28 protein-coding genes and 1 tRNA gene are annotated in these 26613 nt (G+C 69.9%); 7 read left to right on the top strand and 22 right to left on the bottom strand.

Features of this window, described 5'->3' with window-relative positions; genetic code table 11:
- Positions 1–51: 51 nt before the first annotated feature.
- Entirely contained in the window at positions 52–855 is an 804-nt protein-coding gene (locus tag V6S67_RS16010; protein ID WP_334211170.1) for an SGNH/GDSL hydrolase family protein, read from the top strand.
- 91 nt (positions 856–946) lie between these two features.
- On the opposite strand, the gene V6S67_RS16005 is transcribed toward V6S67_RS16010, so the two are convergent.
- The 7 genes from V6S67_RS16005 to V6S67_RS15975 all read right to left on the bottom strand — a co-directional run bounded on the left by V6S67_RS16005 (position 947) and on the right by V6S67_RS15975 (position 7498).
- Positions 947–1603 (bottom strand): histidine phosphatase family protein, encoded by a 657-nt coding sequence (locus V6S67_RS16005; protein WP_334211169.1) that lies wholly within the window; start codon positions 1601–1603, stop codon positions 947–949.
- The gene (locus tag V6S67_RS16000; RefSeq protein WP_334211168.1) at positions 1600–2283 is read right to left on the bottom strand and encodes a GntR family transcriptional regulator; all 684 of its coding nucleotides are present in this window, start codon (positions 2281–2283) and stop codon (positions 1600–1602) included. The genes V6S67_RS16005 and V6S67_RS16000 overlap by 4 nt, the downstream gene beginning before the upstream one ends.
- A gap of 117 nt (positions 2284–2400) precedes the next feature.
- A complete protein-coding gene (locus V6S67_RS15995; protein ID WP_334211167.1) occupies positions 2401–3426 on the bottom strand; it encodes a transketolase family protein in 1026 nt (341 codons plus the stop codon).
- Entirely contained in the window at positions 3423–4322 is a 900-nt protein-coding gene (locus V6S67_RS15990; RefSeq protein WP_442884889.1) for a transketolase, read from the bottom strand. The genes V6S67_RS15995 and V6S67_RS15990 overlap by 4 nt, the downstream gene beginning before the upstream one ends.
- A 45-nt stretch (positions 4323–4367) precedes the next feature.
- Positions 4368–5705 (bottom strand): MFS transporter, encoded by a 1338-nt coding sequence (locus V6S67_RS15985; RefSeq protein WP_334211165.1) that lies wholly within the window; start codon positions 5703–5705, stop codon positions 4368–4370.
- A 104-nt stretch (positions 5706–5809) separates the two neighbouring features.
- Positions 5810–6583 carry an SDR family NAD(P)-dependent oxidoreductase gene (locus V6S67_RS15980; RefSeq protein WP_334211164.1) on the bottom strand — a complete coding sequence of 258 codons (774 nt, stop codon included), beginning with the start codon at positions 6581–6583 and terminating at the stop codon, positions 5810–5812.
- Positions 6584–6658: 75 nt separating this feature from the next.
- Entirely contained in the window at positions 6659–7498 is an 840-nt protein-coding gene (locus V6S67_RS15975) for a sugar phosphate isomerase/epimerase family protein (RefSeq protein ID WP_334211163.1), read from the bottom strand.
- Positions 7499–7956: 458 nt separating this feature from the next.
- On the opposite strand from V6S67_RS15975, the gene V6S67_RS15970 reads away from it, so the two are divergent.
- Positions 7957–8874 carry an SDR family oxidoreductase gene (locus V6S67_RS15970; RefSeq protein WP_334211162.1) on the top strand — a complete coding sequence of 306 codons (918 nt, stop codon included), beginning with the start codon at positions 7957–7959 and terminating at the stop codon, positions 8872–8874.
- A gap of 98 nt (positions 8875–8972) precedes the next feature.
- On the opposite strand, the gene V6S67_RS15965 is transcribed toward V6S67_RS15970, so the two are convergent.
- Entirely contained in the window at positions 8973–10019 is a 1047-nt protein-coding gene (locus tag V6S67_RS15965; protein WP_334211161.1) for a YrzE family protein, read from the bottom strand.
- A 129-nt stretch (positions 10020–10148) separates the two neighbouring features.
- On the opposite strand from V6S67_RS15965, the gene V6S67_RS15960 reads away from it, so the two are divergent.
- Positions 10149–10649, top strand: coding sequence for a DUF456 domain-containing protein (locus V6S67_RS15960; RefSeq protein WP_334211160.1), 501 nt, complete (start codon positions 10149–10151; stop codon positions 10647–10649).
- A gap of 15 nt (positions 10650–10664) precedes the next feature.
- Here V6S67_RS15960 and V6S67_RS15955 read toward each other — a convergent pair whose 3' ends face one another.
- Genes V6S67_RS15955 through V6S67_RS15940 form a run of 4 tightly spaced genes read right to left on the bottom strand, consistent with a single transcriptional unit; the run spans position 10665 to position 15736 of the window.
- The gene (locus V6S67_RS15955; RefSeq protein WP_334211159.1) at positions 10665–12440 is read right to left on the bottom strand and encodes a glycoside hydrolase family 15 protein; all 1776 of its coding nucleotides are present in this window, start codon (positions 12438–12440) and stop codon (positions 10665–10667) included.
- A gap of 27 nt (positions 12441–12467) precedes the next feature.
- On the bottom strand, positions 12468–12590 hold the full coding sequence (locus V6S67_RS15950) for a hypothetical protein (RefSeq protein WP_334211158.1): 123 nt from the start codon (positions 12588–12590) through the stop codon (positions 12468–12470).
- Positions 12591–12649: 59 nt separating this feature from the next.
- The gene (locus tag V6S67_RS15945) at positions 12650–14146 is read right to left on the bottom strand and encodes a S10 family peptidase (RefSeq protein ID WP_334211157.1); all 1497 of its coding nucleotides are present in this window, start codon (positions 14144–14146) and stop codon (positions 12650–12652) included.
- Between the two features lie 36 nt (positions 14147–14182).
- A complete protein-coding gene (locus tag V6S67_RS15940; protein ID WP_334211156.1) occupies positions 14183–15736 on the bottom strand; it encodes a DHA2 family efflux MFS transporter permease subunit in 1554 nt (517 codons plus the stop codon).
- 112 nt (positions 15737–15848) lie between these two features.
- Between V6S67_RS15940 and V6S67_RS15935 the strand changes: the two genes are divergently transcribed.
- Positions 15849–15921, top strand: a tRNA-Ala gene (locus V6S67_RS15935).
- Positions 15922–16025: 104 nt separating this feature from the next.
- Here the strand turns inward: V6S67_RS15935 and V6S67_RS15930 are convergent.
- The 9 genes from V6S67_RS15930 to V6S67_RS15890 all read right to left on the bottom strand — a co-directional run bounded on the left by V6S67_RS15930 (position 16026) and on the right by V6S67_RS15890 (position 22733).
- The gene (locus V6S67_RS15930; RefSeq protein WP_334211155.1) at positions 16026–16292 is read right to left on the bottom strand and encodes a hypothetical protein; all 267 of its coding nucleotides are present in this window, start codon (positions 16290–16292) and stop codon (positions 16026–16028) included.
- Positions 16293–16385: 93 nt separating this feature from the next.
- A complete protein-coding gene (locus V6S67_RS15925; RefSeq protein ID WP_334211154.1) occupies positions 16386–17741 on the bottom strand; it encodes an alpha-amylase family protein in 1356 nt (451 codons plus the stop codon).
- A 72-nt stretch (positions 17742–17813) separates the two neighbouring features.
- Positions 17814–18248, bottom strand: a complete 435-nt coding sequence (locus tag V6S67_RS15920) for a hypothetical protein (protein ID WP_334211153.1) — start codon at positions 18246–18248, stop codon at positions 17814–17816.
- Positions 18249–18359: 111 nt separating this feature from the next.
- Complete coding sequence (locus V6S67_RS15915) at positions 18360–18620, bottom strand: SHOCT domain-containing protein (protein WP_334211152.1); 261 nt, start codon at positions 18618–18620, stop codon at positions 18360–18362.
- A gap of 118 nt (positions 18621–18738) precedes the next feature.
- Entirely contained in the window at positions 18739–19503 is a 765-nt protein-coding gene (locus V6S67_RS15910) for a hypothetical protein (protein WP_334211151.1), read from the bottom strand.
- Positions 19504–19548: 45 nt separating this feature from the next.
- Positions 19549–20385 (bottom strand): cytochrome c oxidase assembly protein, encoded by an 837-nt coding sequence (locus tag V6S67_RS15905; protein WP_334211150.1) that lies wholly within the window; start codon positions 20383–20385, stop codon positions 19549–19551.
- Positions 20378–20974 carry a DUF2243 domain-containing protein gene (locus V6S67_RS15900; protein WP_334211149.1) on the bottom strand — a complete coding sequence of 199 codons (597 nt, stop codon included), beginning with the start codon at positions 20972–20974 and terminating at the stop codon, positions 20378–20380. The genes V6S67_RS15905 and V6S67_RS15900 overlap by 8 nt, the downstream gene beginning before the upstream one ends.
- A gap of 50 nt (positions 20975–21024) precedes the next feature.
- Positions 21025–21324, bottom strand: coding sequence for a hypothetical protein (locus V6S67_RS15895; protein WP_334211148.1), 300 nt, complete (start codon positions 21322–21324; stop codon positions 21025–21027).
- Positions 21325–21443: 119 nt separating this feature from the next.
- The gene (locus V6S67_RS15890; protein WP_334211147.1) at positions 21444–22733 is read right to left on the bottom strand and encodes an alpha-hydroxy acid oxidase; all 1290 of its coding nucleotides are present in this window, start codon (positions 22731–22733) and stop codon (positions 21444–21446) included.
- 250 nt (positions 22734–22983) lie between these two features.
- On the opposite strand from V6S67_RS15890, the gene V6S67_RS15885 reads away from it, so the two are divergent.
- On the top strand, positions 22984–23694 hold the full coding sequence (locus V6S67_RS15885; protein ID WP_334211146.1) for a GNAT family N-acetyltransferase: 711 nt from the start codon (positions 22984–22986) through the stop codon (positions 23692–23694).
- On the top strand, positions 23691–24197 hold the full coding sequence (locus tag V6S67_RS15880; protein WP_334211145.1) for a mycothiol transferase: 507 nt from the start codon (positions 23691–23693) through the stop codon (positions 24195–24197). The genes V6S67_RS15885 and V6S67_RS15880 overlap by 4 nt, the downstream gene beginning before the upstream one ends.
- Here the strand turns inward: V6S67_RS15880 and V6S67_RS15875 are convergent.
- Positions 24194–24856 (bottom strand): alpha-ketoglutarate-dependent dioxygenase AlkB family protein, encoded by a 663-nt coding sequence (locus tag V6S67_RS15875; RefSeq protein WP_334211144.1) that lies wholly within the window; start codon positions 24854–24856, stop codon positions 24194–24196. The two genes, V6S67_RS15880 and V6S67_RS15875, sit on opposite strands and share 4 nt — an antisense overlap.
- Positions 24857–25095: 239 nt before the next feature.
- Here V6S67_RS15875 and V6S67_RS15870 point away from each other — a divergent pair, with 239 nt between their 5' ends.
- Positions 25096–26610, top strand: a complete 1515-nt coding sequence (locus V6S67_RS15870) for a glycosyltransferase family 2 protein (RefSeq protein WP_334211143.1) — start codon at positions 25096–25098, stop codon at positions 26608–26610.
- Positions 26611–26613 lie beyond the last annotated feature (3 nt).

Genomic DNA, 26613 nt, shown 5'->3' with positions numbered 1-26613 from the left:
GTTGGCCCCGCCGTCGTCCCCGGGTCGCCCGTCGGGGCTAGGCTCCCTCGAATGGCTGGACGGTTCGTGGCGATCGGCGATTCCTTCACCGAGGGGGTCGGTGACTGGAACGCCCGCTTCCCGAACGGGGTGCGGGGGTGGGCGGACCGCGTGGCGAAGCAGCTCGGCCGGCAGGACCCGACATGGGAGTACGCCAACCTCGCCATCCGCAGCAAGCGTCTGCACCACGTCCGCGACGAGCAGGTGGAACGGGCGCTGGCCCTGGAGCCCACGCTCGTGAGCCTCTACGCCGGCGGCAACGACATCCTCGAACTGCGCACCGACATGGGGGCCCTCATGCGGCAGTACGAGGGGATCGTCGCGCGCATCGCGGACGCCGGGGCGCGGCCCCTGCTCTTCACCGGCTTCGACATCCCGCTGAGCCCCGTCTTCGAGCCGATGAAGCGCCGGAACTGGCTCTTCAACGACCACGTGCGGCGCATCGCCCGCGCCTACGACGCCGTCCTCGTGGACTACTGGTGCTTCGAGGAGTACTCGGACCCGGGGTTGTGGGACGCGGACCGGCTGCACATGTCGCCGGCCGGGCACCGGAACCTCGCCGCCCACGTGCTGCGCATCCTCGGCGTGGACCACTCCCTCACACCCCGCCTGCCCGAGCGCGAGGGCCATGCGGGGCTCCTGGCGGGGCTCCGCCGGGAGACGGCCTGGCTGGGGGAGTGGGTGGTGCCCATGTTCGGGCGGCGACTGCGCAACGTCACCCTCGGGGACGACCTGCAGCCCCGGTGGCCGGAGCCCGTCCGCCCGGCGGACGGCCTGAAGCGCCTGGCACGCGACCGGTTGCCGGGCCACGCGTAGCGGGACACCGCTCGCGGCGTCGGCAACCGGGCACGTGTCATGCGTGGCAGCATCGTGGATGATGGCGCGGCGCGCTCGCGCCGACGGGGACTCAGCTGGGCTGCCCCGTGACATCCTTCGCGGCGATCCCTTCGAGGGCGGTCCCTCCCAGGGGCTCCGGGTGCCACGATGTGAGGTGCCACTGACCCGGACCGCCACTCAGGACGCTCATGCCCGTGTTGTCGATGGTCAGGGTCCTCGCACGGGCCGGGGGCATGCCGGTGGCCACGGCGGTGTAGACCCTGATCGCGGCTCCGTGGGAGAAGACTGCGACCGAATCCTCCTGGGTGCTGTCCTGCACGATCTGCCGGACGGCGTGGTCGTACCGCTCCATGAATTCGTGCCCGGTCGTGCCACCGGGCATGCGCCGGTCCAGATCGCCCTCCATCCACCCGAGCAGGCAGGTCGCGTAGGCGTCCGCGGATGCGGGATCGCTCAGCATCTCCAGGCTGCCGGCGCTGATCTCCTCCAGCCCGGGGACCACGCAGGTGTCGAGTCCAAGCGTCGAAGCCAGTGGTTCGGCGGTCCGCTGCGTCCTGATGAGCGGCGAAGCATAGATCCTCGGGATCGTCCTGTTCGCGAGTGCGGCAGGCACGGCTCGGGCCTGCCGCTCGCCGAGAGCGGTCAGCCCGGCTCCTGGGAACGCCGTGTCCAGCGAGCCGGCCACATTGTTCGGGGTCTGACCGTGACGGATCAGCAGCAACGTCATGCCATGTCGCCGTCGTCGTGACCGGTGAGGATCTGTGCTGTTTCCCGCATATGGTCCTCGACGGCGCGGGTCGCGCCGAGGGCATCCCCGGTCTTGATGGCCGCCACGATGCTCGAGTGACGATGTGCGCTCATGTTGCTCAGTGCCTGACCGACTCCGGCGTACATCACGCTCATGCGGATGGAGCCCTCGAGGGACTTCCAGGAGTGCAGGAGGGTCTTGTTGCCGGTGAGCGAACAGAGCAGCTGATGGAAGCCCAGGTCCGCCTCGATTCGCTCGTCCAGGTCGCCTCCAGCCGACTCCTCCATGTGCCGGATCCCATCCTCCAGGTCCCGCACGACGGCGTCCCGGTCGTCCTGCTCGGACAGCATCCGTGCCGCGAGACCCTCCAGCGCGGCCCGCACCTGGAAGATGTCGTGGACATCGGCAGCGTCCAGGTGCCGTACGGCGAGCCGCCCCCGGGCGCCGGGCGAGATGAGGCCCTCCTGTTGCAGTTGTCGCATGGCCTCCCTCAGGGTGCCCCGACTGATCTGGAGCTTCTCCGACAGTTCCGTCTCCACCAGGTGCGTGCCAGGAGCGAGCTCACCGGTGGTGATGGCCCGCCGGAGGGCCGTCAACGCCAACTGACGGAGGTTGTTCTTCTCCAGCCCTCCGAGAAGCGATGCTGGTGCTGCCGTCATTGAGAAATCCTTCGCCGCTGGTGATTGTCGACATTCACTCGTCGACATCGATCTTACGGATCGACCGATCCTTCGGGGAGGCATGCCCGGTCCCACGATGGCTGGACCCCCGCAGACCTAGGACAGTTCGCCGAGGACCTTCTGCACGATGCGGTTGCGGGAGAGCCCGTACCTCTCATGCAGGGTGGGCAGTGCGCCGGCGTCGAGGAACAGGTCGGGCAGCGCGATCGGCACGATCCTGCGGGCGGCACCCTGCCGGACGGCCACGCCGGCGACGGTCTCGAACAGGCCCCCGACCTCCGTGTGGTTCTCCAGCGTGACGACCAGCCGATCCGCACCGAGTTCCCGGAGCACGGTCTCGTTGTCGAAGGGCTTGATCGTGGGGGAGTGGAGTACTGCCACGTCGACGTTGTGTGCGGCGAGTTCCTCGGCGGCCTGAAGCGCCCTCATGGTCATGAGGCCACTGGAGATGAACAGGACGTCCCGGCCCGGACGGAGCTCCTTGGCCTTGCCGAGCTCGAACGTGTAGTCGTATTCGTCGAGGACGGTGGGGACGTTGCCTCGGAGCAGGCGGAGGTAGGTCGGTCCGGGCGATGCTGCGAGCTGGGGTACGGCCTGCTCGATGTCGAGGGAGTCGCAGGGGTCCACGATGGTGAGGTTGGGCATGCCGCGGAAGATGGCGATGTCCTCCGTCGCCTGATGGCTCGGTCCGTAACCCGTCGTCAGGCCGGGAAGCCCGCCGACGATGTTGACGTTCAGGTTCGGTTCGGCGATGTCCAGGCAGAGGAAGTCGTAGGCGCGCCGGGCAGCGAAGACCGCGTAGGTGGAGGCGAACGGGACCAGTCCTGTCTCGGCCAGTCCGGCGGCCGCCCCGAAGAGGAGCTGCTCGGCCATCCCCATCTGGAAGAACCGCTCCGGGAATGCCTTGGCGAAGATGTGCATGTCGGTGTACTTGCCGAGATCTGCCGTCAGGCCCACGATGCGAGGATCCTGTTCCGCTGCCCTGACCAGTGCGTGGCCGAAGGGTGCAGGCGCGGTCTTCTGGCCCGGGTCGGCGAAGGACGCGATCATGGCCGAGGTCTTCAGCTTCGGCTTCATGGCTGTTGCCGTATCGGGCGCCTCGGTGGTGGTGTTGGTGCTCATCGGGCAGTCTTCCCTTCGTATCCGGCGGTCAGCTGCTCGCGGCAGATCTGCCATTCGTGTTCCTCGATGCGCATGAAGTGGGCCTTCTCGCGTTCTTCGAGGAGGGGCACGCCCTTACCGACCTTCGTGTCGCACAGGATGATGGAGGGCTGCCCGGTCGCACGGGCGTTCCGGGCGATGTTGTCGAGCGCTTCCAGGAGGGCTGCGGCGTCGTTCCCGTCCACGCGCTGCGTGTACCAGCCGAAGGAAGCCCACTTGTCGGCGGCCGGTTCGATGCTCAGTACGGTGCTGGTCGCCCCGTCGGCCTGGAGGGCATTCATGTCGACCAGTGCGGTGAGGTTTCCGAGCTGGTGGTGGTGGGCGCCCATGGCTGCCTCCCAAGTCGATCCCTCGTCGAGTTCACCGTCGGAGAGGAAGTTGAAGATTCTGGAGTCGGAGTCCCTCAGTCGCAGCCCGAGGGCCATTCCCACCGCCACGCCGAGGCCGTGGCCCAGCGATCCGCCGGAGATCTCCATGCCCGGGGTGTAGGACGCCATGCCGGACATCGGCAGCCGGGAGTCGTCCGACCCGTACGTGTCCAGCTCGTCGACGGGGATGATGCCCGCTTGTGCGAGGGCCGCATAGTGCCCGATGGCGTAGTGACCGGTGGAGAGCAGGAACCGGTCGCGGTCATCCCAGTGCGGGTCTTCGGGCCGGTGCCGGAGCTGGTCGGTGTAGACGGCCGCGAACATGTCCGCGGAACCCAGTGCCTGGCCGACGTACCCCTGTCCCTGCACCTCGCCCATGTTCAGGGCGTAGTGACGGGCTCGGTAGGCGGCCGCTTCGACGTTCGTGACCCGGGCGCCGAGATCAGTCGGTCGGGTACCGCGGTCCTGGGTGGTGGTGTGTGTTGGTATCAGAGTCATGGGGTGCTCTTTCTGGTTCCCGGGAAAGGTGTCGGCTCAGACGTGCTGGGGCAGGGGGACGGACTTGCCGGCCTCTTCGGCGAGCTCGCGTTCCCTGCGGCCCCAGGTCTCGCGGGTCATGACTGCCGCGATGAGGCCGATGAGGGCGTAGGTGGAGAACAGCAGGGCCGGGCCGAGCCAGCCGAGCTGGATGAACAGCAGGGTGGTGATGAAGGGGGTGAACCCGGAGACCATGGCTGAGATCTGGTAGGCCAGGGACGCTCCGGACGCCCGGGTCTTCGCCTGGAACAGCTCGGGGAACCAGGCTCCCTGTGCACCGGCCAGCGAATTCTGGCAGACGGCGTAGGAGATGACGATGGTGATCATCACGCAGATGAACAGGCCCGTATTGGCGAGCAGGAACATGGGGATGCCGAACAGGACGGCGAACGCGCAGGACCAGATGTAGACGGGGCGCCGCCCCACCCGATCCGTCAGGCGGGCCCATGCCATCGTGGCGAAGATGCCGATGCCCGACGCGACGCAGAGGGACGTCAGGGTCTCGGTCCGGGTCGCGAGCTCGGTCGTGTTGAGGTAGGAGATCATGTAGGTCACGGCCACGGCGTAGCCGGCTGTCTCGGCGACGCGGAGGCAGATCCCGCGGAGGATGCTGCGCCAGTCCTGGCGGATCACCTGCACGATCGGGTTCTTGACGATGTCGCCGTGTTCCTTCACGTCCTCGAAGACCGGGGATTCGGGGACCTTCGACCGGATGATCAAGCCGACGGCGACGAGCACGATGCTGGCCAGGAACGGTATGCGCCAGGCCCAGTCGCCGATCAGGTCGGCGCTGGCGAGGAAGACGAGGTTCGCCAGGAGAAGTCCGACGGGGAACCCGGCCTGCACGATGCCGGTGTACTTGCCCTTGGACTTCCACGGGGCGTGCTCGTAGCTCATCAGGATCGCGCCTCCCCACTCGGCACCGAACGCCAGTCCCTGGATGATGCGGACGACCACCAGCAGGATGGGAGCGAGGATCCCCACGGTCGCGTAGGTGGGAAGCAGGCCGATGGCGAAGGTCGCCAGGCCCATGATGATCAGTGAGGCGACGAGGACGGGCTTGCGGCCGACCTTGTCGCCGAGGTGGCCGCCGATGATGCCGCCCAGCGGGCGGGCCGCGAAACCGACGCCCAGGGTGGCGAACGAGGCCAGGGTCGCCGTGACAGGATCCGCGCCGGGGAAGAAGGCCGGCCCGAAGTAGAGAGCCGCGGCGGTCCCGAAGCCGATGAAGTCATAGGTCTCGATCACCGCCCCGACCCCGGATCCGACAGCTACCTTGCGGGCATCCTTCGTCCCGTGGACGTGGCCTCGCATCTGCAGAGCTTCGTTGCTCATCGTGCATCCTTTGCTGGGAGGTTCTGTTGACTGTTGACAGTGCGTTTTCACAAGTGTGACCGGGAGCACATTTATTGTCAACAGTCGACAGGAGAGGCGTTGATCTAGTGGATGTGGCTTCCACCGTTGATGTCGACCGTGGTCCCGGTGAGGTAGGAGGCGTCGTCGGAGGACAGGAAGGCGATGACTCCTGCGATCTCGTCCGTCGTCGCGGTGCGGCCGAGGGGGATGTCCCTGGCCAGCGCCGCTTCCTGCTCCGGGGTGCTGCCGACCCGGATGTTGGTGTCGACGGCGCCGGGGGTCACGGCATTGACGGTGACGCCGCTGTCCGCGAGTTCCCGGGCCAGTGCCTTAGTGAATCCCAGGATCGCCGCTTTCGCTGCGGAGTAGGGGACCTTGCCGAAGACGCCGCCGCCGCGCTGCGCGGAGACGGAGGACATGTTGACGATGCGGCCCCACTTGCTCGCGAGCATGGCCGGCAGGAAGGCCTTCGTCACCAGATAGGTGCCGGTGGCGTTGACCGCCATGACCTTGTTCCACAGCTCCAGGGTGGTCTCCAGGAATGGCACGGGGGAGGTGATACCGGCGATGTTGGCGAGTGCTCCGACGGGAGGCAGGGTGCCTGCGGCGACCTCGGCCGCGACTGCGTCGTGTGCAGCTGCGACGGAGGCTTCACGGGTGACGTCGACCTCGTAGCCGAAGCCGGGGACGCCGAACTCGTTGCTGATCTCGGCCGCCACCTTCGCCGAGGTCTCGCCGTTCAGGTCCAGGACGACGACAGCCCACCCGTCCCTGGCATAACGGCGTGCTGTGGTGATGCCGATCCCGCGGGGGGAGGTGGCTCCGGTGATGACGGCGGTTCGTTGGATGCTGGTCATGATGCTCCTGTGCTCGTTGAGGCGGGTTCTGGATCTGGTGGGGTGAGGTGGGCGGAGTGCGGGTGGCAGCGGCGGCTAGGCCGCACGGGTGCCGATGAGTTGTGAGATGTACGCGGCTGCCGCTGCCGTCACCTGGGGGCGCTGGTCATCGCTCACGTCGCGGGTCTCGAGTTCCAGGGCGAAGCGCCCCTGATACCCGGCGTCGGTGAGGGCTCGAAGGCCCGCGGCGAAGTCCGCCTGTCCGTTGCCGATACTCAGGTTGATGTTGCCGGCGACGGCGTCCCGAAGGTGGACGTGGCGGATGCGGTCGCCGAAGAGCCCCACGAAGTCCACGGGATCCCCGCCGGAGGCGACGATGTGACTGAAATCCATGACAAGGCCGACGGACTCCTCCGGTACCGCATCCAGCAGTCGCCGGGCGCGATCGATGTCCCAGCAGAGGCGGAAGAAGTGCGGCGCCTCGACCCAGATCTCGACGCCTGTCGCTTCTGCGCGGTCGGCTGCCTCGCTCAGGGCAGCGACGACCAGGTCCAGGTCCGCATCGAACGACACCAGAGGATCGTGCGACTGGGCGCCACAGGGGAGGACGAGCGCTGCTGCCCCGACCTCGGAGGCCAGGTCGAGGAGCATGTCGAGATGCCTGCTTCTGGCCGCCTGCTCGGTGGATGTCAGCGGGGAGTTGAGGTCCCCGATGTCGCCGTTGACCGACCGCACCTCCATGCCCGAGCGCAGGATCGTGCGACTGACCTCGCCGACGGCCCGACTGTCGAGGACGAAGGGCACGTGGTCACACACCCCGGGAAGGGCGCCGAGATCGAGCTCGGTGAAACCCAGTCCCTGCATGGTTCCGAGCGCGGTCGGCAGATCCTGGTGCCGGAAGCTGATGGACGAGCACACCACTCGGGGATGGAACATCGGCGTTGATCCTCAGGGAGTCGGGACGTGACGTGAGGCACACTACGCATGTCAGTGTTGACAGTCAACATAAGGGCTCTCGCCTGCAGGTCCCGGGCGCCGATCCTGGTCCGGTCCGCTCCTGCCGTCCGGCCACTAGACTGGGCGCACCATGGACTCCATACGCAAGCTCCGTACCCCGATCATCTGGCTCCTGATCGTCGCGATGGTCCTCTCCGTCGGCGCCGGGTTCTTCTCCGTCGTCTTCTGACCAACCCGGGCCGCCTCCGCCGCTGCCCCTAGCGGGCTTCGCCGTGCCACGCCACCCTTTCCCGATCCATCCCCGCGGATCGGCCGGGCTTTCGCGTACCCCAGGTGATAAGTAGGCTTAGCTTTACCGGCGCCGCCGATCATCCATCCGTGTGCCCGATGAGGCTGCCAGCCGCAGCGGACACACCCTCTGTACAGGGAGAACACGCATGACCTCCGAGAGCGCAACAGGATCGACCGACCAGTACACCTTCCAGAACCCGGTGACGCGTTTCGAGAGCATCACCCCACCCCCCGAGCAGATGAAGGAGCCCGGGCTCGAATCCGCCATGGAGGTCCAGGCGGATCGGGGGGAGACCTCCTACCGCGGAACAGGCCGGCTGCAGGGGCGGAAGGCGCTCGTCACCGGTGCGGATTCCGGCATCGGTGCGGCCGTCGCCATCGCCTACGCGCGGGAGGGCGCCGACGTCGCCATCTCCTACCTCCCCGAGGAGGAGGAGGACGCCCAGGTCGTCAAGGGCATCATCGAGGCGGAGGGTCGCACGGCCGTCTGCATCCCGGGTGACCTGAAGGACTCTGAGTACTGCACCTCTCTGGTGCAGCAGGCGGTGGACGGGCTCGGTGGGCTCGACATCCTCGTCAACAATGCGGGCAAGCAGGTGGCCGTCGAGTCGCTCGAGGAACTGACCGACGAGCAGCTGGACCACACGTACAAGACGAACATCTACTCGTTCTTCCGCGTGACGAAGGAGGCGCTCAAGCACCTGCAGCCCGGCTCGGCCGTCATCAACACCACGTCCATCCAGGCGTACCAGCCGTCGCCCACCCTCGTGGACTACGCGAGCACCAAGGCCGCGATCAACAACTTCACCAAGGGCCTCGCGCAGCAGCTCGCGCCCAAGGGGATCCGCGTCAACGCCGTGGCGCCGGGGCCCATCTGGACCCCGCTGCAGCCCTCGGGCGGCCAGCCCGCCGAGGACCTGCCGGAGTTCGGCAAGGACACCCCGCTGGGCCGCGCCGGCCAGCCCACCGAGTTGGCTCCCGCCTACGTGTTCCTGGCGTCCCCGGAATCGAGCTACGTGCTCGGCGAGACGCTCAACGTCAACGGCGGGATGCCCTCGCCCTGAGTCGCAGCGCCGACAGGCGGCGCCCGACAGAAGGACAGCCCCGGACTCCTGCGAGTCCGGGGCTGTCCTGTCCTGCGGGGTGCTGCTACCCGTCGTTCCTACTCGGCGCTGTCGAGGGCGTCGTAGTCCGTGCGGTCGATCTTCCGGTGGTAGCGCATGCCGGCGAGTCCGCCGAGGATCGCGCCGAGGAGTGCCACGGCGGCCACCACGAGGAGGCCGATCAGGCCCGGTCCCGTGAGATCCTGGGCGGACGGCACGCCGAGCCCCTGGAAGCGCTCGGTGACGTTGGCCTGGTTGCCGACGATGACGCCGATGATGGTGAGCACGACGGCGATGATGAGGGCCCAGAGCCAGACCGCCACGCCCTGCTTGACGCCGCTGAAGCGGGCCATGCGCCCGGCGACGTACCCGCCGGCGAAGTAGGACACCAGCAGGATCACGCCGAGGAGGACGGCGGCCGTGATGCCCGTGGTCTGCGCCTCTCCCGAGCCGCTCGCGACGTCCGCCACCGACAGGTCGGCGCCGGCGCCGAAGAGTGCTGCCAGTGCGCCGACGAGCGCGGAGAGGAGCACGAACATCCCGGTGGCGGTGAGCCAGCCGAAGAACGCCGACCCGAACTTCATGCCTCCGAAGTGTTCCTTCTCGCGCTGGTGGAGGAGCTTGCGGTCCTCCAGGCTGGGGACACCCGTACCCGCGACGGCTGCGCGCGGCACGTCGCGGCCCCGGTCATCGTCGCGGGAGCCGGTGTGTGGCCTGCTCGCGGTCACGGGGACCACCTTCGTGTGCTCCTGCGTCCTGGGCTCGGGGTCACGCGTGGGCGAGGCGTCCCTGGACGCGGAGACCGGAGCCTGCGCCTGCTGGCGGGTCGGGGTGTCCGACGTGTGCGCTGTGTCCGAGTACATGCCGGGCACGTAGTCACCGCTGGTGTCGTCGTCGGCGGAGTAGCCGCCCGGCACGTAGTCGCCCTGGCCGCCGCCGGCACCGCTGGCACCGGTGGGCGTGCTCCCGGACGCGCCGGTGTCGGCGCGTCCCACGCTGCTCGCTCCGCTGCCCGGGCGGCCGGTGTCCAGCTGTTCGGTCGGATCGGTGCCGTCGCCCGCTCTCCTGCCGTCGCCGTCGGTGTTCCCTGTTGCCGAGGTGCTCATCGGTCCTCCTGGTGTTCCGGGCCCGCAGGCTCGCTAAGGTGGCTTACTATTGCCCCCAGTATTCCACGCGGGGCCGCGCCGGGCGTGCCCCGGGGCACGCGTCGCGTGGCGGAATGCGAGACTGGGGCCATGGAGCTACAGGTGTTCATGACGGTGGTGTGCGGTGCGCTCATCGCCGTCGGTATCGCAGGAGTGGTGGTCCCGGTACTGCCGGGGAGCGTCCTGATCATCGTGTCGCTGCTCGTCTGGGCACTCACCGTGACCAGTACGGAGGGGTGGGTGGTCTTCGCGATCGGCACCACCCTGGCCGGGGCCGGTCTCGCCTCCGGGCTGATCCTCACGGGACGCACGCTGAGGCAGCGGAGCATCCCGGGCCGGTCCGTGACCATCGGTGTGCTCGCCGGGATCGCCGGGATGTTCGTGATCCCCGTCGTCGGCCTGTTCGTCGGCTTCGCGCTCGGCCTGTTCGCGAGCGAGTACGTGCGGCAGCGTGAGGCCCGTGCCGCGCTGACCTCGAGCCTGCACGCCCTGAGGGCGACGGGCCTCGGGATCCTCGCGGAGCTGGCGCTGGCATGCCTCGCGGGCACCACCTGGGTCATCGGCGTCTGGGTGTACTTCGCCACGGCCTGAGCCGTTGCCCGAGGGCTAGGACTTGCCGGCGATGGACAGGGCCGCGGTGATCAGCGCGAGGTGGCTCAGGCCCTGCGGCACGTTGCCCATGAACGAGTCGTCCGACGGCTCGATCATCTCGGACATGATGCCGACGTCGTTCTGGAGGGGCAGCAGCTCCTCCATGAGGTCCACGGCCTCGTCGCGGCGGCCCACGGACACGAGCGCCGCCACCATCCAGTAGGCGCAGGCCACGAAGGTGGCCTCCTCCTCCTGCATGCCGCTGTACCGGTAGAGCAGGGGGCCGGCGCCGAGCTCCTCGCGCAGGGTATCGATGGTGGAGGACATGCGCGGCCCCGTGTCGAAGCCGCTGACCGCGTGCAGGAGGATCGAGGCGTCCAGTTCCGTGGAGCCGGGGTACCAGACGTAGCTCTGGCGCTCCTCCGACCAGCCGTGCTCGTACACCCAGTCGCGGATGCGGTCGCGCTCGGCGGCCCAGCGTTCCACGGGCCCCTGCAGCTGGCCGCGCTCGGCGAGCAGCAGGGCGCACCGGAGCGCATTCCAGCAGCCCAGCTTCGACGTGATGTAGTGGCGTTCCTCCGGCAGCTCCCACATGCCGGCGTCACGCCGGTGCCAGATGTCGCACGTCAGGTCCGCGAGGTCGGCGAGCTGCCGCATGGTCGCAGGGTCCAGCACGTGGCCGGCCTGCACGTACTGCCAGACGATGTCGAACACGTCCCCGAAGACGCCCAGCTGCAGTTGCCCGGCGGCGGGATTGCCGTCCACCACGGGGCCCAGGTTCCGCCAGCCGGTCAGGTCCGGCCGCCGCGTACCCTCCGGTGCGGTGCCGTTCAGCCGCGTGAACACCTGCAGGTCGGCACCCTGCGCCCGGAGGTTCTTGAGCATCCACGACACGGCGCCGTGGACCTCCTCCCGGAGCCCCGCGCGGGTCAGGGAATGCAGGGTGTACGCGGTGTCCCGGACCCAGGCGTAGCGGTAGTCCCAGTTCTTGCCGCCCGCGGCGCTCTCCGGGAGGGAGGTGGTCGCGGCGGCCGCGATGGATCCGGACGGGCTGTGGAGGAGCAGTTTCAGGGTGAGGGCACTGCGGAGCACCGCGTGCCGGTAGTCGCCGTCGTACGCGAAGTTGTCCGACCACGTCTGCCAGTTGAGGATGGTGCGGTCCACGCCCGCGTCGATCTGCCGCGGGTCCTCCAGCGGGAGCGGCTCGCCGTGCGTGGAGACGACCGCCACGAGGTGCCGGCTCCCCTCGGAGGTGGTGAACGCGCCCTCCACGGCGCGGCCCTCCGGGGTCTTCAGCCCGTGATCGATGCCCCGGATGCCGAGGGCCACGGAGTCGATGCGCAGCACCGGGTCCTCCGGGCCGTTGTCGAGCCAGGGCGAGGCGGATCCGAAGCAGGTGCCGGGCGTGATGGACCACGCCATGTCCACCGAGCCCGAGAGCCCGTCGACGCGCCGCGCGAGTTCACCCCACGGCAGCCGTCCGGCCACACCGGTGTTCAGGGAGTCCGTGACGCGGACGGTGCCCGTGGCCGTGGTGTACGTCGACTCGAGGACGTTCGTGCCGTCCACGTAGCGCCGCTCCACGGAGAACCCGGCCACGGGGGCCAGGCTCATGAAGCCCTCGTCCGCGTCGAGCAGCCGCGCGAAGGACGGTGTGGAGTCCAGGTCCGGCGTCGGGTACCAGTCGATCGACCCGTCGAGTGCCACCAGGGCGACGGTCCGGCCGTCTCCGATCGCGGCGTAGGACCGGATGTCGGCGAAGCCGTCCTCGTCCCTGAACCCGTTGGTCATTGGTCCTGTCCCCGGCGCCGGGGACTGCTACCTGCCGTACTTGCCGTTGTAGCGGGTCTTGTTGGCGCGGGGCGGCTGCCCGGAACGGTTCCTGTTCATCAGACGGGATGCGATGACAGGGACCAGTGCCCAGAGGATCTTCTTCAGCATGATGCGTCCTTACGGTCGGGGCCGGCGGCGGTCACCGCCGGGCATATTCATCATCCTACTTACTGTTCCTGGTCGTCCCGGTCCTCGCGGACGAAGGCGTTCAGGGCGCGCAGCTGCGCGGTCCGTGCTACCGGGTTGAGGTACATCATGTGGCCGGCCTCGTGGTAGTGGTGGGTGAAGCGGGCACGGGCGGCGTCGTCGAGGTCCATGTGGGCCCACACGTACTCGGCCGCGAAGTGGGGTGTGGCACCGTCGTGGTAGCCGTAGTCGACGTGCACGCGGAGTGCGGGGTTGTGGACGAGGAGCCGCTCGAGAACTCCCGAGACGTCCACGGGCGCACCCTCGAAGGTGCGGTAGCTCCAGGGCTGCACGCGGGCGGTGAGGATCTCGTAGGGGAGATCGTTCTCGTACCCGAGCTCGGCGCGGACGTAGTGGTTCATGGCCGCCGAGTACGGTCCCGTGATGGCCCTGATGCTCGGATCGTCGGTGGAGTCCGAGGACTGCAGGTGCTCGGGCCGTGCGGCGAACCGCCCGTCGATGCGCCCGACGGCGAGGCCCTCGGTGCGCAGGAGTTCCGCGGCGAACTCGTGGTACGCCCAGCGGAGGTCGGTGCGGCGGATGAATCCCTCGTCGAGTGTGGTGATGGTGTGCAGCCGCGCGACGGCGTCCGCCCGCTCCTCGGGGGTCAGTCGGTTGCCCTGCGTCAGGGCGTACCCGAAGTCCCGTGCCGCGTACTCCTCCGCCTCACGGACCACGTCGGCGAGCTCCCGGTCGCCGTGACGGCCGTGGTAGTGCGCGATCGCCGCGTAAGTGGGCAGGTGCAGGGCGTAGGGGAGATCGCTGCCGGGGAAGAAGCGCAGGGTGGACATGTTCAGCACCGTGGAGATGAGCCCGAGCCCGTTGACGGCCATCCCGTACGCGTCGAAGAGGCGTCCGGCCACCGCGACGGCGCGCAGCGTCCCGTAGGACTCCCCGACGATGTACTTGGGGGAGAGCCAGCGGTTGTTGCGCGTGGTCCAGAGGCGGATGACCTCCGCCACCAGGTCCCTGTCCTGGACGAAGGCGTGGAACTCGTCGGTCTTCTCGCCCTCCACCACGCGGGAGTATCCGGTGCTGACGGGATCGATCATCACCAGGTCACTGGACTCGAGCAGCGACTCGGGATTGTGGACGAGCCCGAACGGCGCGGCGGTCATGGCCCCGACGTCACCGGAATCGACGAGGCGGGGGCCGAGGAGCCCCAGGTGCAGCCACACCGAGGCCGACCCGGGGCCGCCGTTGAACGCGAAGGTCACGGGACGGCCCGGCTCGGCGTCCTGCTTCGTGTAGGCGACGATGAAGATCTCGGCCTTCGGCTTGAAGCCGTCGGACCTGCCGTCCTTCGTCTCCTCGCGCCGGAGGACCAGCCGCCCGGTGGTGGTCGTGTACTCCAGGCCGGACGGGGAGGTGTGGTGCCGGACGGCGAAATCGTCGGAGGCGTCCTTCGCCGGGTCCTTCCCGGCCCTCCCGGCGTCCGTCGCGGCGTCCTCGGGTGTGTCCTTCATCTCATCAGCCATGGCACGAGACTACCGGCGGTTCGCCGAGGCAACGGCTTACGTGTCGGCGGGTGTCGCGGTCTCCCGGCGGTCCGACGGCGCCGCGCCCACGGCGCCCGCATCCCGGTCCCACACGCGGTTCTGCTGGGGTCGTGCGAAGAACAGGGCCGCAGCGAAGCCGACGATGATGACGATCGCGGGCAGGTAGAGCGACTGGCCCATCGACAGGGCGTACCCGGCCCTCGCCTCGTCCGGCAGGGCTGCGGACGGCGTGGCGCTCATCCCGCCGCCACCGAGGTTCGCCATCAGGCGCGACTGCATCATGGCCCCGATCGCGGCGCTGCCGAGGACGGCGCCCATCTGGCGCGTGGTGTTGTAGACGCCGGAGCCCGCCCCGGCGAGGGACGGGGCGAGGTTGCGGGTGGCCGTCAGGGACACCGGCGCCCAGATGCCGGCGCTGGAGAGGCCGAGCAGCGAGACCGGCAGCAGGAGCTGCCAGATCGGGACGTCGGGGGTGAGGATGGAGCCCAGCCAGAACAGGGACACCGACAGGCCGGCGAACCCGGCGATGGCGATGTACTTCGGGTTGTTGCGCTGCACGTACCTGCCGACGAACGGCGCGAGGACGCCCGAGATGACGGCCATGGGGGTCAGCAGGAGCGCGGCCTGGGTGGGCGAGAGCCCGCGGACGGTCTGCGCGTAGAGCATCAGGGGCAGCGTCATGGTGGTGATCGCGAAGCCCATGGCGGTGATCGAGGTGTTGGCGAGCGAGAAGTTGCGGTCGCGGAAGAGCGTCAGCGGCACCAGCGGCTCGCCGCGGTTGACCTTCTGCCACATGACGAACGCCACGAGCAGTACGACGCCGGTGATGATCAGCGACCACACGGACAGGGGCCCGGCGATGGTGCCCCAGTCGTAGCTCTCACCCTCCTGGATGCCGAACACGAGGCAGAACAGGCCGGCTGCGCTGAGGAACACGCCGAGCATGTCGAAGCGGTGCGACGTCGTCGGCAGGGTGGGGACGAGGCGGACGGCGAGGATGAACCCCACGACGCCCACCGGCACGTTGATGAAGAAGATCCACTCCCACCCGGCGGTGTCGACGAGCACGCCGCCGAGGACCGGTCCCACGAGGGTGGCGATGCCCGCGACGGATCCCCACAGGCCCATCGCGGCGCCGCGACGCTCGGGCGGGAAGATGCGGGTGATCACGGACATGGTCTGCGGCGTCATGAGCGCGGCGCCCAGGCCCTGCAGGACGCGCGCGACGATGAGCGCCTCCACCGAGCCGGACAGGCCGCACCAGACGCTGGAGAGGGTGAAGACCACGAGTCCCACCAGGTAGATGCGCTTCGGCCCGAACCGGTCGCCGAGCCGTCCTGCCACGAGCAGCGGCACGGCGTAGGCCAGCAGGTAGGCGCTGGTCACCCAGATGACGCTGTCGATGCCGGCGTCGAGGCCCTCCATGATGGCGGGGGTGGCGACCGAGACGATCGTCGAGTCGACGAGGATCATGAAGAAGCCGATGACGAGCGACCAGAGCGCCGGCCAGGGCCTCACGTCGTCGTTCCGGGGCAGGGCAGCGGCTGCCTTGGAGGGGTTGGTGGGCATGGGGAAAGACTACGCCGGGCTCCTGACACTCCCGGTCCGGGGACCTGCACCGGGTCGCTTTGGGCCAAGCGGGCTCCCGCGGGTACAGTGTTGGTGTTCGGAAGTGGTGTACGGGGTTTTAGCTCAGTTGGTAGAGCGTTTCGTTCGCAATGAAAAGGTCAGGGGTTCGATTCCCCTAAGCTCCACGGTTTCCGGAAGAAGAAGCGAGGCCCCCGTCGCCGGGGGCCTCGCTTCTTCGTCGTCCGGGGATCGATCGCCCGTCGGGCGCGTCCGGCGACTGCCGCGGTGCCTACTCCTCGGGGGCCCTGCGCACCCAGGGCCGCGCCGCGAGGATGCGCGCGAGCGGGCTGAGCCAGGACATCACCACGAGGAGCGTGAAGGTGCTGCTCAGGGAGGAGCCGAGGCTCGTCGCGGGGAACAGCTGATGCACGCCCACGAGGATCACGGCCACGAGCAGCAGCTTCTTGATACCGCCGAGGACGTGCGACGGAACGGGCCGCGGCCAGGGCGTGAAGTCGACCGCCGTGGTGTCCTGGTCCTGGTGCTGTGCGTGCATGCGTCCTCCTCCGCTGTGCCTGACACCATTATCCCTCCGCGCGTCCCCCCGCTGTCAGGTCCGGGCCCGTGGATCCCGGAGCCCGGTCGGGCGTCATCCCGGGGCGTCCAGGACGGCCCAACCCCGCGCGGGCAGGCGGATCCGGCCGGCCCCGGCGTCCACCGCGGCCCGGCCCGCGAGGACCGGCCCGGCGGCGACGTCCACGGACCGGGGCTCGTGGGCGAGGTTGAGTGCCACGACGAGCGCGTCGGTGCTGTCGGTGGTGTCGGTGCTGTCGGTGCTGTCGGAGACGCGGTAGACGAGGGCCTCGTTGGACAGGTGCAGCACCTCCGTGGTGGCGCGGTGCAGCCAGGGGTGGCGCCGCCGGACGCCGATGAGCTCCTGGTGCACCTCGTACACGGGCCGTCCGACGCCCGACAGCCCCCCGGGTCCGGCCGGGAAGAGCGGCCGCACGTCGTCGTCTCCCCCGGCCCGGTCCTCCTTGACGCCCCGGTAGCCCTGCTCGTCCCCGTAGTAGACGGACGGGGTGCCGCCGACCGTCAGCAGGACGACGACGGCGTGCGCCAGCAGGCCGGGATCGGCGAGTTTGCTGGCGATCCGCGTGACGTCGTGGTTCCCGATGAAGGTCAGCGGCGCGAAGGATCCGAGGAGCGCATTGTGCCGTTCGAGGGCGGCGGCGAGCTCGAAGAGGTTGGCGTCGTTCAGCGAGCTCCACACGGCCTTCCACAGCTCGTACTGCGTCGCGGAATCGAGCCCGCCGTCGCGGACCGCCGCCGCGTAGTCACCGTGGATGTACTCGCCCACGAAGTAGGCATCGGGGTACGAGACGCGTACCCGGGCCGTCACGGCGGCCCAGAACGACGACGGCACGGCGTAGGCGGCGTCGAGCCGCCAGCCGTCGGCGCCCCGGCCGAGCCAGTACTCCATGACGTCGACGACGAAGTCCGCCACGGCGGGCTCCCCGTGGTGGAGCGCCACCAGATGGTGATGGCCCTCGAAGTCGCGGTATGCCGGTTCGGTGCCGGCGCCCGCACCCGCGGGCCACTCCAGGGAGAACCAGGGCGCTGTGGAGGCACCGGGGCCGTGCGCCAGCACGTCCTGGAACGGGGCGAACGAACGCCCCGTGTGGTTGAAGACGCCGTCGAGCAGGACGCGCAGTCCGCGACGGTGCGCCTCCGCGAGGAGCGTGTCGAAATCCTCGAGGGTCCCGAGGCGGGGGTCGATCCGGAAGTAGTCCGTGGTGTCGTACCCATGTGTCTCCGAGGCGAAGACGGGGCCGAGCGCGAGTCCGGACGCGCCGAGGTCCACCGCGTAGTCGAGCCACGGCACCAGTGCCGCCAGCCGGTGGGCGTCGGCAGGGTCGGGGGTGGCGGCCTTCTCGGCGCCGGTGAAACCCAGGGGGTACACCTGCCACCAGATGGCGTGCTCCACCCATCGGGGTTCGTTCATGGCGATGCTGCCCTTCCCTCGCACGGGGCCCGTCGCGGGCAGGAGGCGGGCCCGGGAGGCCTGCTGTGCCGTCTAGCCTACGTCGGCGAGCAGGTGACCGCCTGCAGCGAGCTGCTGGACGTCGGCCGGATCGAGCTGTGCTGCTTCGGCGATGTCGATGACCGCCGCGCCCGCCTCGGCGGCGTGCAGGACCGCGGACTCCAGCACGTCCGTCCGCTGGTCGAGCTGCCACTGGAGGTACTCGACGTCCGCTGCAGCCGCCGCGACGCGGAGCAGGACGGGGGAGAGGGGGTGGGCGAGTTCCTTCGGCTCCTCGGGAGAGAGCTGGAAGCCGCATGCGCAGGCCCAGACGAGTTCGACGTCGAACCCGGGGGCCGGCTGCGGGACCAGGCCGTACGACGATCCCCGGTAGGAGGTCTCGCGCAGGGTCATCGGTTCGCCGCAGTGGAGGGGTGACCCGATGGCGACATCTCCGGCGCCGATGGCATCACTGATGGTCTGCGTCATGCTGTCTCACCTTTCGATCAAGAACAGGAACCACAACCGATTAGCTCGGTAAACTAGTTATATGCGGACTGAGCTACCTCTGTCCACTCCGCATCGGGGCGCCGTACGGGCTCAGGAATCGAGGATGCGCGCGCGTGCCGCCCGGTACTCGTCCTCCTCGATGACCCCCCTGCGGAGGAGGTCGTCGAGTTCTCCCAGGCGCTGTTCCTTGCTGCCGGATCCCTGGTCGGCACGGCTCGTCCCGGCTCCGGCCGGCACCCGCGCCGATCGTGCGCGCCGGGTGGCGGCGATCATCAGGACGACGCCGACGACCACCGCCAGCATCAGCAGCAGACCGATCATGATGATGATGTGCCAGCCTTCAAGGCGCATGCCCGTACCCTCCCCGACGACGACCGCGCGTGCACCGTCGGCCCGGAGCACAGGCCCGCGGCCCTGTGCGGCCCACCCTATCGGGCGGGACGGACACGCCGGGTCTGATCCCCCCGGATCAGCCCTTCGCGGCGGCGAACGTCTGGTCGACGAGCGCCTGGAGCTCGGCCTGCGTGCCCGCGGGCAGGGCGTCCTGCGCCGTGCGGACAGCGGTCACGGCGAGGCCGCCGCGGGTGCCGACCAGGCTCATGGTCTGCTGCTTCGCGCCGTCCGAGGACGACTGCACGGTCACCGTGCCAAACGTGGTCTCCGCGGCCGTCGTGGCGTCCACGGCCTCCACGGTCTGCTCGATGGCCACTCCCTGCGCCTCCAGACTGAACGAGGAGCAGGACCCGAGGGCCGCCGCGGCGGCCTCGGTGCGGGACGCCGCCTGTGCGGCGTCCGCCGAGGACGACGCCGTGACGACGGTCTGGACGGCGTCGCCGTTCACGGTCGAGACCGCCGTGGAGTAGGCGGCCCCCTCGGGTGCCTCGAGGCTGTTGGAGACGAAGACCGCGCACTCCTCGGGCGTGATGGTGACGCTCTCGAGGAACCGGCGTGCCTCGGCCATGCTCTGGTCGATCCGGTCCGCCGGGATCACCTGCAGGGGTGCGCCGTCGGCCTCGCTCAGGGTGCCGAGGATCCCGGCGAGGTCCGCCGGGGAGAAGCTACCGGCATCGGTCCGGTCCGACGGCGCGGGGCCCGGTGTGCCGCTGGGACCCGTGGCCGGCGACGTCGTCCCTCCGGCGTCGGCCGGGGCGCCCTGGTCGGGCGCGGAGGGGGAGCACGCGGTCAGTGCGAGCAGGACGGCGAGGCAGGGCCCGGCAAGGGAGGTGCGTGGCATGGTGTTCCTTCGATGGCTGCCGGGTCTCGGCCCGCTCCGGCAAGGCTACACACTGCGCCCCGGTGATCCGGACGGGGCCGTGCGCCGCAGGTCCCGCCCGCCCTCACGGTAGGCCTGGGCGCAGAACACGCCGAGCAGCAGGACGTGCACGGCGTCCCCGCCGTAGTACATGAGCTGCGCCGCCTGCTCCGTGCCGGCCGGCCAGGAGCCGGAGCCTGCTACGGCGTAGAGGTGTTTGGCAACCACCGCGTGCACCGCGATGGTCCCGGCGATCGCGCCACCCCTGACCCGGGCCGCGGCCCGGTGCGGATTCGGGTCCACGCCCACGACGGCATAGGCGAAGAGGGCGCCCGCCGCCACGAAGTGGACGTGCAGCAGGGGGCCGAGCACGGGGTGGTGGAGCAGGGCGAGAGCATCGGCATCCCAGTACAGGGCCATGGGCACCGTGACGATCAGCGTAGCGACCACCGGATGCGCGGCCGGCCGCAGGGGTGCCGATCGCGCGAGCCGCGTGAGGCGCCGTCCGGTCCGTGCCGGCACGGCGCGGAGCAGGAGGGTCCCGGGTGCACCGAGGACCAGCAGCAGGGGCACGAGCATCCCGAGAAGGAGATGGACCGTCATGTGTGCGGTGAAGCTGCTCCCGGCCGCCCGGGCGAGGGGGCCGGCGCCGGCGGCGAGGCCCAGTGCGCAGCCGGCCAGCCAGGCGGCGTCCCGCCGGACCGGCCAGTCGATGCGTCCACGCAGGGCGGCCGCACGGCCGGCGAGCAGGTAGGCGACGGCGAGCCCGAGCCACACGAGCACGACGGCGGTGTCCAGTGCGAAGGCGCCGAGGGCGTCCGTGCCCGCCGCGGCACCGCCCGGGTGGTGGGGGGCCTCAGCCATCGTCGGCGCGGGAACCTCGGAGCTCGGCCCTCCGGACGGCGAGGAGCAGGAGCACCCCCGCCACCAGTATCACGACGGCCGCGCCGTTCCACGCCAGGTCGTAGGGGAGGAGGTCCACCGCGTAGCGGATCTCGTGGAGGCCGAGGAGCTTGTGCTGCACCACCCCGTCGAACAGCTGGAACGCACCGATACCCATCAGGATCCCTGCCAGCCACCGCCGGGTGGAGAGGGCGCCGCGCCGTCTCAGGTCGGCGAAGAGGAAGAGCGAGGCCACCGTGGCGAACCAGCTGAAGGCGTGGAACACGCCGTCGGACACGAGCCCCGCGGCCGGCGTGGAACGGTCGTAGAAGTGGTGCCAGTGGAGGAGCTGGTGGAACACGGCCTCGTCGACGAAGGCGATGATCCCGCACCCGAAGAGGAACCCCACCAGCACGTTGCGCCGCCGGAGCAGGGCGCCGCCGCGCTGCTCGGCAGGGGCCGGTGGTCTGGTGGACGAAGCGATGGTGTTCCCCGTCGTCGGAGGGTGGGACGCTCCCAGCCTGCCATCGGTGCGCCCACGCCGTCCACCTCTTTCGGCGTCGGTCGACATCGAGGACGGCTCGAGAAGGACGGCCGGCAGTACTGCACGGACTGCGAGGGCTAGGACGCCTTCTCGCCGTACCACCAGTGGGCGGAATCCCCCGGCCGGCCGGGATTCAGCGGCACGACGACGCCGCCGCGGCGCGGGTGCGTGAGGACCATCCGGATCGCAGCGAGCAGGGCCGCGGGGATCGAGACCAGGACGACGACGGCGAGCGCGTACGTCACGAGGACGGCGTGCACCGGAGAGTCGTGGAGGGCGCCGATCAGCGCAGCGCTGCCGAGCCACAGCCACAGCCAGAACAGGCCGATCACCCACAGCAGTGATCGCGCGCGCCGATAACGCAACGGATAGTGCATCCGCCTACGCTCCATATTCGTCTCCCCAGACTTGAACGGGCCCGCCCCCAGGCAGTGCCACTCGATGAATAATAGCGCCCTGACTAGGCATGTCGTGCGTCCGGGGTGGGTGTGCGCCGTCAGAGGGGGAGAGCGGACCCGGAGCGGTCCGCGCTGTCCGGCGCACCGCCTAGGAGCCTCACATGATCGGGGGTGAGGTCACCGATGCGGTTCACGCCGAGGAGCTGCAGGGTGCGGGCGGTCTGCGTGCCGAGGATCTCGATGGTGCGGTCAACCCCGGCGCGGCCGCCTGCCATGAGCCCGTACAGGTAGGCGCGGCCGATCAGGGTGAAATCCGCGCCGAGCGCCAGGGCCGCGACGATGTCCCCGCCGCTCATGATGCCCGTGTCGAGGATGATGTCCGTCCTGCCCTTGAGCTCCGCCGCCACCCGCGGCAGCAGGTGCAGGGGCACGGGAGCCCGGTCGAGCTGCCGTCCGCCGTGGTTGGACAGTACGATGCCGTCGGCACCGTGGTCCACGGCCTTCCTGGCGTCGTCGAGCGTCTGGATGCCCTTGACCACGAGCTTGCCCTTCCACACGCCCCGCAGCCAGTCGAGGTCGTCGAACGTGAGGGTGGGGTCGAACATCGAGTTGATGAGGTCCGCGACGGTGCCCGAGTAGCGTGAGAGCGACGCGAACGAGAGCGGCTCGCGCGTGAGGAAGTCGAACCACCACGCGGGCCGGTACGAGGCGTCCAGCACGGTCTTCAGCGTGAGGGCCGGCGGGATGGTCATGCCGTTGCGGACGTCCCGCAGGCGGGCGCCGGCGACGGCGGTGTCCACGGTGACCATGAGGGTGTCGTTCCCGGCGGCGGCCGCGCGGCCGATGAGTTCCATGGAGCGGTCCCGGTCCGTCCACAGGTACAGCTGGAACCAGTTGCGCCCGTCCGGGGCGGCCTGCGCCACGTCCTCGATGGACGCGGTGCCCATAGTGGACAGGGTGTAGGGGATGCCCGCGGCCGCGGCCGCCTGCGATCCGGCGTACTCGCCCTCCGACTGCATCATGCGCGTGAAGCCGGTGGGTGCGATCCCGAAGGGCAGCGCGGAGTCCCTGCCGAGGACCGGCGTCACCGTGCTGACGGTCCGGACGTCCCGGAGGATCCCGGGCCGGAACTCGAGGTCGAGGAACGCGTCCCGGGCGCGGCCGAGGGAGATCTCCGCCTCGGCGGCGCCGTCGGTGTAGTCGAAGGGCGCCGTGGGGGTGCGCCGTTTCGCCAGGTCACGGAGGTCCCAGATGGTGTTCGCCCGGCGGAGCCGTGCGGCGTTGCCGAACTCCGGGCGCTTGAACTGCATGAGCGGGGCGAGGTCCGCGACCTTCGGGACCCGGCGCCTGAGGGCCGGGGGGACAGCGGGGCCGGAGGATTGCTGCATGGTGTGCCTTTGCTCGTCGTCGGACCGTGCCGGGCCCGTGCGGTGCGGACTTCACGGCACCGCCCGGGTTGATCCCAGATCCTACGGCGTCTGGTCGTGCACGTGCTGCCGACACCGCCCTACAACGGGTCCGGCATCCCCGCCAGCGGATCTCCGTCACGGTACGCCCTGTTCCCGGACCGGCCGGGGGCACCTAGACTTCAAGGACTGGTCGAGCAGGAGGCCATGGACCGCCCGACGTGGAGCCACCATGGAACGCATCCCGGAGATACTCGAACCCCTCGCCAGGCGAGGCGTACCGCGGTCCCGGCCCGCCCGGCGCCCTGTTCCCTTTCCGGCCGGTCCCGCCGAGAGCCCGGCCGACACAGGCGACACGGGCGATGTCCCCGCCGACAGTCCCGCCGACAGTCTCGCCGACACAGGCGACACGGGCGACGTCCCCGCCGATCTCGGTGCGCTCCCCACCCGGCAGCTGCGCCGGCTCTGCGACCGCACCTACCAGCTCCTCGACCTGGCGGAGCACTCCCTCGAGACGCGGGAACAGTACGACGCCCTCGTCGGGGAGCTCGAACGGCGCGAGCGGAAGGCCGCGGGTCAGGCGGGCTGGGACGACGCCCGCGGGAGGTTCCGCGACAACGCCCTGTTCTCCCGCTTCGAGCTCCACCGCGACGGCGCCCTGGCCGGCTACGTGCAGTACGAGCTGCGTGGCGGACAGGTGCTGCTGCTGCACGCCGTCGTGGATCCGCGGTTCCGGCACGCAGGTCTCGAACCCGCCCTGATGCGGGCCGTGTTCCTCGAGGCGCGCCGCCGGCGGCTCGCCGTGCTGCCCTGCTGCGCCGAGGCCCAGGAATTCCTGGTCGACCACCCGCAGTTCCTCTCACTGATCCCTGCGCTGCAGCGGCGCCGGTTCCGGCTGCTCATGGCCTCCCGCGCGGCGGCGACGGGACAGGACGCGCGGTGACGCCGGCCGAGGTGCTCTCCGAGGCCTACGGACGCCTGCCGGATCTGGTGCGCACCGCCGTCGACGGGCTCGACGCCGACCAGCTGGCACTCCGTCCGGGCGGATCGGCGAACCCGATCGGCTGGCTCGTCTGGCATCTCACGCGCGTGGAGGACAGCCACTTCGCGGAGGCGTTCGGCCACGACGAGCTGTGGCTCACGGACGGCTTCGCCGAGCGGTGGGGGCTGCCCCTGGAGCCCTCCGACACCGGGTACGGCCACTCGTCGGACCAGGTGGACGCCGTCCGGGTCGGCTCGGCGCAGCAGCTGCTGGACTACTTCGACGCCGTCCACACCCTGGCCGAGGGCCTGGTGGCAGGGCTCGACGACGGGGACCTCGCCCGCGTGGTCGACGAACGCTGGGACCCGCCCGTGACCCTGCTCGTCCGGCTCGTGAGCGTGCTCGACGACGCCGTGCAGCACGCCGGGCAGGCCGCCTACGCGCGCGGCATCATCCTCGCCTAGGCCAGGCCCGTTTGCCGTAGCGTGATGTTGAGCCGGCCCTCGAAGCCGATCCCCGCCGGCGCCGTCCCCGGCAGGATCCTCTGCACGCCGTGGTAGGCGAAGCGTGACGGACCGCCGAACACGAACAAGTCGCCCGAGGCGAGCTCGAGGTCCTGCCAGGGGCGGTTGCGGTTCTCGGTATTGCCGAACCTGAAGAGGCACGAGGAGCCGAGGCTGAGCGAGACCACGGGCGCGTCCGTGCGCTCCTCCCGGTCCTGGTGCATGCCCATCCTCGCGGCGTCGTCGTAGTAGTTGACCAGCGCGGCGTCGGGCTCGTAGTCCGCCCCCGCTTCCGGGCCGCACGCGGCGGTGACCGCGTCCCGTCCGAGGGAGCGGAGGACGTCGGGGAACGGCGCCACGGGGCGACCGCCGACGTCGTCGGCCGTGCGGCTGTAGCGGTAGGGGAGCCAGTGCCACCCGAGGCTCACGCTCTTCACGGACATCACGCCGCCGTTCGGCATCGTCACGGCGCGCATGGGGACCGGCCCGCTCGCCCAGGAGCGGCACAGGCGCACGAGCTCGCGCTGGCGGTCGGGGTCGAGCCAGCCGGGCAGGTGCACGGCGCCGGGCGCCACCTCCCGGCGCGGACGGGGGATCAGGGCGTCGGTCGGTTCGCTCACCGTCCCATTGTGCGCCGGGGGATCGGTTGAGCTCCGCTACGGGATGGATGCAGGGTCAGGGTCCACCCGTGCCGTTCGTTGAAGCATTCTTCGGTCTCAGCACAGGGCAGCGTCGAGGTTGCAGCGGAAGACTCGTTCGAGAAGAGCGCGGGCCCTGCTGGAAGGACCTGCGCCGAACACGTGAATGCCGCTGCTCCCCGGGAGCGGCGCGGCACCAGGTCTCAGGAGACGACGCAGCAATGACCATGACACTCGACGCACCCCAGGGGCAGGACCCCGCAGCGGTATCGGAGGAGGAGAGGACGTCCCGCCGGGCGATCGTCCGGCTGGACCGCATCGTCGGCATCGTGATCGCCGGCATCGTGACCGCCGCTGCCGGACTCCTGTGGCTCGCCGTCGCGGCCAAAGGGCCGGACACGACGATCGCGGAGTCGAACGACGCCGTCATCGGGATCTGGCGCGTCCTCTACAACGCGGACGCCCCGGATGTGAGCACCATCCTCACGGCCATCGCGCTCGCGCTGCTCGCCGCCGCCGGCCTCGCCCTCATGGAACGGCACATCGCGACGAAGACACGCCGCTCCATGAACCCGGGCCGCCGGCCCCTGGCACCGAAGGTGATCATGGCGGCCAACCGCGGCCAGTTCGCCGGAGAGGTGACCGTCACGGTGCTCATCCCCGCGCACAACGAGGAGGCATCGCTCCCGCAGACCATCGCGTCCCTGAAGAGCCAGTCCCACCGCCCCGAGCGCATCATCGTGGTCGCCGACAACTGCACGGACGACACCGTGCGGCTGGCGCGCGAGGCCGGCGTCGAGGTCATCGAGTCGGTGGGCAACACGAAGAAGAAGGCGGGCGCGCTCAACCAGGCGCTGCGGCGGGTCCTGCCCGGGCAGGGTGACAACGACGTGGTCATGATCATGGACGCCGATACCCAGCTCGACGACGGCTTCCTCGCCAACGCGGTGGTGCGCTTCGCCCAGGACCGCGCCCTGATGGCGGTGGGCGGCCTCTTCTACGGTGAGGGCGGCCACGGCCTGATCGGCCAGTTCCAGCGCAACGAGTACATCCGCTACTCCCGCCAGATGCGCCGGCGCCCCGGCCGGGTGTTCGTGCTCACCGGTACGGCATCGCTCTTCCGGCCCGTGGCACTGCGCACCATCGCGGACAACCGCGGCCGCAGCCTCCCGGGGGTGCACGGGGACGTGTACGACACCGCGGCGCTGACCGAGGACAACGAGCTGACGATCGCGCTGAAGTCCCTCGGAGGCCTCATGATCTCGCCTCAGGACTGCACCGTGGTGACCGAACTCATGCCCTCCTGGGGCACGCTGTGGAACCAGCGCCTGCGCTGGCAGCGGGGCGCACTCGAGAACATCGGCGCGTACGGCGTCACGGCCCCCACCATGCGCTACTGGGCGCAGCAGCTGGGTATCGGCTACGGCGTGATCGCCCTCAGTGCCTACCTCGCACTCATCATCCTCACCATCGTGTCCCTCGAGACCTGGATCTGGTTCCCGTTCTGGCTGGGGCTCGGCCTGCTGTTCACCCTCGAGCGGGTCGTCACGGTGTGGAAGGGAGGCTGGAAGGCCCGCATCCTGGCCCTCACGCTGTTCCCCGAGCTGTTCTTCGACATGTTCCTCAACCTCGTCTACGTCAAGGGCATCATCGATCTCTCCTTCGGCCGCCAGGCCAACTGGAAGCACCTCACCCACGCCGCTCCGGCGTCCCGACTCTCGTCCCAGGAGGCCTAGGCC

The organism is Arthrobacter sp. Soc17.1.1.1 (genome assembly GCF_036867195.1).
Taxonomy (GTDB): domain Bacteria; phylum Actinomycetota; class Actinomycetes; order Actinomycetales; family Micrococcaceae; genus Arthrobacter_D.
Note: the sequence above shows the minus strand (reverse complement) of the source record. Positions and strands in the feature narration are given on the sequence as shown.